Source organism: Bradyrhizobium retamae (assembly GCF_001440415.1).
Taxonomy (GTDB): Bacteria; Pseudomonadota; Alphaproteobacteria; order Rhizobiales; family Xanthobacteraceae; genus Bradyrhizobium; species Bradyrhizobium retamae.
On record NZ_LLYA01000060.1, the window covers coordinates 1 to 3,616 of the forward strand.

The following is a 3,616-nucleotide window of genomic DNA, read 5'->3' on the forward strand; positions in this document are numbered from 1 at the left end:
TGATCCACCTCGCCGCTGCCGTGATAAACTCGCGATGAATCCCAACAGACCCTAGATTGGCGATGAGCCATCTCGCAAACGGATCGCTGTTCAATCCTTCGGAGCGTGATCAGGGCCGCTATTGCGGTTGCGCCCCAGCAATCGATCGTAATTGTTACGAACCGTCTCATAGCACTCGCAGGCGCTTTCCCGCAGCGCTTCCACGTTGGTGATCTCGATCTTGCCTCGCCGGTATCGTATCATTCCCGCAGCTTGCAGCGTATGCGCCACCGGGGAAACGGTGGTTCGCCGGACACCCAGCATCTCCGCGAGAAACTCCTGCGTAAAAGGGAGCATATCGCTTCCCGACAGGTCGCGCGCACGCAGCAGCCAGCGGCACAGCCGCGCCGTCGAATCGTGGAGGATGTTGCAGGCGGCGGATTGCTGCGCCTGGGCATAAACCGTCTGCTCGTGACTGATAATCATCGAAAGCATGCCGGTGCGGTCGAGCACCACGCGCTTGAACGCGTCGGGCTCACACACCACTCCATGTCCGTCGATTTGAACGATCGCGCGATTCAGGGCCAGCTTGCCGTCCAAAGCCGCCGAAGCGCCGATAACGCCATCGCGGCCAACCATAGCGGCTTCAACGGTTTCTCCGCCCTCAAGCAGCACCACGAGCGAAATCACCGCATCGAATGGAAAGTAGACCCCGCTAATCTTCTCCCCGGCTTCATGCAGGATCTTGGTGTGCTCCAGCACGACAGGCCTGAGGTGAGGCCGCAGTGCCTCGACATCCGGCGGGGCGAAAGACGACAGCAGCAAATTGCTTAAAAAAGACTGCATGTGAACTCCCTGATTGGCGGGAGCACTTTGCGTCTCTCAATCACGCGGCTGCCGGAGGGTTACCATTGATATTGAACGCTATCCTTTTCTCGGGAACGGCGTCTGTCCGGCACCCGACATATGCAGCCGCTGGGTACTGAACCGCAAGGAGCTAATCTCGATCGCTGCAGGGTGGAAAAAGCCCCGACGCAATTGGCGCGCCGGGGCCATCGAGAATTGTCGTCTCGGGAGGGAAAGGACGACGAACAAGAAACGGCGGATAGGCTGATAGCGTTCCGAATTTTTCTCGGGAGTCTCGCTCTCGTCATGCCCGGCCCTTGCACTGCGCATCCACGTCCTTGGTTGCAGATCGCAAAGTGTCGGCTGCTGGATCGCCCAACGACCGGGAATGCGATCGCGCAGCTCATGACCGCGAGCATTGATGGATTTTCAGTGCGAGAATGCCCGACGACCCGGCTGCGAAACCATCGTGCGTTTGCTGATGAGCGCCTTGGCAAAGCAGAAACTGGAACTGAAACCTCACATCCGTTTGAAGCGTATCGATCACGATATCGGAACGGTCGCAGGCGCCCCTGGTTGGCCCTCTGTTGGTACAACGGAGGCAACTCATGAACTTGAAGCTCCTAGCCGCAGCGGCGATTCTTTCGACTGCGGTCGCAGCGCCGGCACTGGCGCAGGATCCTCACGGACGGTCGGATGCTATCCGTAAACCGCAGACCCAGGACCGGATCTATCATCGTCACAGCGGATTCTGGCCGGGTGAAATAGCTGCCGGCGTGGTTGGCGGCGCGATCGGCACGGCCGGCGCGATTGCGACGGCGCCGTTCCGAAACGACGTCTACGCCTACAATTATGGCTACGGGCCGCGCTACTACAATAGCGGCTTCGTCTGTCAACCCGGAACGACATTCATCGGTGGGGATGGCCGGCGCCATATCTGTCAGTAGCGAACAACGGGCATTGGAGGAGAGGCGGTCCAACACCGCCCCTTCTCTTCTTGTTTAGCGATTGCTTTGTTTAGCGATCGTCTGAAGTCTTCTTGCCAGGCGGATCGCCGCCGCGGTCGATCCGGCTCACGCGCTGGGCGCGCTCCTTGTCCTTGGGTTGCTCCTGACCCCGTTGATCACGGACGATGCCCTGATCGTCGCTGCCGTTGGACGAGCCGGGATCCGTCGAGCCGGGATCCGTTGGGTCGGGCTCTGTCGCTTGCCTATGTTGTTCCTTACCTTCCCGGACCAGCAGCTCGTCGCCGAGCATTTGCCCGATGATCTGTTTGGTCTGAGCCTCGACCTTCTCATGAAACTTGCTCATGGCGGGCCTCCTTCCATCGAAGAACGACGTCGGGCTGCAATGTTTCCATGTGTTTCCAAACAGGATTTTGCCGGGCCCGGCCAATGCTCCCCGGCTCTGAGGCCGGTTCCGCGCAAAGTGGGCTGCAAGGCGTCAACTTCCAGAACTCGCATTCGCAGTTCCCGACCCTCACCATGGCAAACGGCTCGGCAATGGCGAGTGGCCATCATCTCAGCGACACCGGCACCTTTAGCAACACGAGCTGCGCTCGGGTTGGAGACGGAAGCGGCATAGCAGAAACGGCGGGAAAAACCCCGCCGCATGTATCTGGCTATCCGATCCGCCAATGCCCCTTGTGGATGTCGAATTTCACGAGGCCTTCGTCGCGCATCTTCAGAAGCAGAGATTGGCAGGCTTCCTCATTCGGGAGATTGGCACGCCGCATGAGTTGGTAGGCCTTGAGCGGCTTCTCGCGGAGCGCATTCAGAATATTTTCGCGATCTTTCAGCATGACTGGTCCTGCAATCCAAAATTGGCGTTGATAATGAACTGCTCAGGCCGCCATGACGAGTTTGATCTGGCCGTCTTCTAGACTTCCGGCCGCGAGCGCGTCGCGCGCCATCTTTTCGATAACAGGCCAATTTGCGAGAAGAAATTTTTGCGCCAGAGCCTTGGTCGGCAGCTCGGTTTGCAGAACGCAGCGCTGCCGCGCAGTTCCGTTCGCGATCTGAAAAGACACCGCTTGTGGCCCCTCGATGATCTCTTGTTCGGTGGGCTTGGCAGCTATCCGCATCCGCTATTCCTTTTTTGAGCGTCCGATTAGGTCAGGCTGTCGGGATCGACATTAGCCACCGCGCCTGGTGTGGTTCTTGGCTATTGCAAATAGCGGCGGCTAGCAATGAGCGGCGGCCAGCTAGGACTGATCGTCTTCGGCTTCCGGGGCGCGTTTCGGCTTGTGATCCGCGATTGGCTGCGTATTGCGCACCGCCGCGGTCAGCATCAGGCGCAACTCATCCTTCGTCATCGGTGGTTGCCGCGTGGTTGACGATTTCCATTGTGCCATGAAGTTCATATGGGGTGCCCGAACGAGAATTAAAGCCCCGTGACTCGCTGAATCCGCGGACAATGCATTTCGGCATACTTGCCGCATCCGCACCCCTCCTGCCCTCACTTTGCAAGTTTAAGCGGTCACACATCGCAGTGAGTGACCGACGGGCAAATCACTTCTGATTTTCAGAAATCATTCAAGCCCCGGAAGCAAAAATATTCCGCTTAACTTGCAGGGCAAATCAGTCGCATAACTCCGCCCGTCTCACGGCAGATGAGGGGCGTTGGCCATCGTCACGACGCAAGAGGTGCGCGACGTACGCACCTTGAGCGTACGGCGAAGTCGTGTGGTTCTGGCGCCGCGGTGCTGGCGTTAAGTTTTCACGGGGGTCCGCTCGTGGAGCGACGGAGGCAAAAGAGCCGTTCTCCGGGAAGCAACTGTATTTTTGAAGTA

At 58.6% G+C, this 3,616-nt stretch carries 5 protein-coding genes; 1 reads left to right on the forward strand and 4 read right to left on the reverse strand.

Features of this window, described 5'->3' with window-relative positions:
* Window positions 1-90: 90 nt before the first annotated feature.
* Window positions 91-825 (reverse strand): Crp/Fnr family transcriptional regulator, encoded by a 735-nt coding sequence (locus CQ13_RS09215; protein WP_057842670.1) that lies wholly within the window; start codon window positions 823-825, stop codon window positions 91-93.
* A 608-nt stretch (window positions 826-1,433) separates the two neighbouring features.
* Here CQ13_RS09215 and CQ13_RS09220 point away from each other — a divergent pair.
* Window positions 1,434-1,772 carry a hypothetical protein gene (locus CQ13_RS09220; RefSeq protein WP_063800056.1) on the forward strand — a complete coding sequence of 113 codons (339 nt, stop codon included), beginning with the start codon at window positions 1,434-1,436 and terminating at the stop codon, window positions 1,770-1,772.
* Window positions 1,773-1,842: 70 nt separating this feature from the next.
* On the opposite strand, the gene CQ13_RS09225 is transcribed toward CQ13_RS09220, so the two are convergent.
* The 3 genes from CQ13_RS09225 to CQ13_RS09235 form a co-directional block, all read right to left on the reverse strand.
* Window positions 1,843-2,136 carry a hypothetical protein gene (locus tag CQ13_RS09225; RefSeq protein WP_057842671.1) on the reverse strand — a complete coding sequence of 98 codons (294 nt, stop codon included), beginning with the start codon at window positions 2,134-2,136 and terminating at the stop codon, window positions 1,843-1,845.
* Window positions 2,137-2,446: 310 nt separating this feature from the next.
* Entirely contained in the window at window positions 2,447-2,626 is a 180-nt protein-coding gene (locus tag CQ13_RS42725) for a helix-turn-helix domain-containing protein (RefSeq protein WP_057842672.1), read from the reverse strand.
* Window positions 2,627-2,668: 42 nt separating this feature from the next.
* Complete coding sequence (locus tag CQ13_RS09235) at window positions 2,669-2,908, reverse strand: hypothetical protein (RefSeq protein ID WP_057842673.1); 240 nt, start codon at window positions 2,906-2,908, stop codon at window positions 2,669-2,671.
* Between the last annotated feature and the right edge of the window lie 708 nt (window positions 2,909-3,616).

What these genes read in the sequence shown, in the direction of transcription:
- CQ13_RS09225 (WP_057842671.1), bottom strand. Translation starts at nt 2,136, where the DNA reads ATGAGCAAGTTTCATGAGAAGGTCGAGGCTCAGACCAAACAGATCATC.
- CQ13_RS09235 (WP_057842673.1), bottom strand. Translation starts at nt 2,908, where the DNA reads ATGCGGATAGCTGCCAAGCCCACCGAACAAGAGATCATCGAGGGGCCA.
- CQ13_RS09215 (WP_057842670.1), bottom strand. Translation starts at nt 825, where the DNA reads ATGCAGTCTTTTTTAAGCAATTTGCTGCTGTCGTCTTTCGCCCCGCCG.
- CQ13_RS42725 (WP_057842672.1), bottom strand. Translation starts at nt 2,626, where the DNA reads ATGCTGAAAGATCGCGAAAATATTCTGAATGCGCTCCGCGAGAAGCCG.
- CQ13_RS09220 (WP_063800056.1), top strand. Translation starts at nt 1,434, where the DNA reads ATGAACTTGAAGCTCCTAGCCGCAGCGGCGATTCTTTCGACTGCGGTC.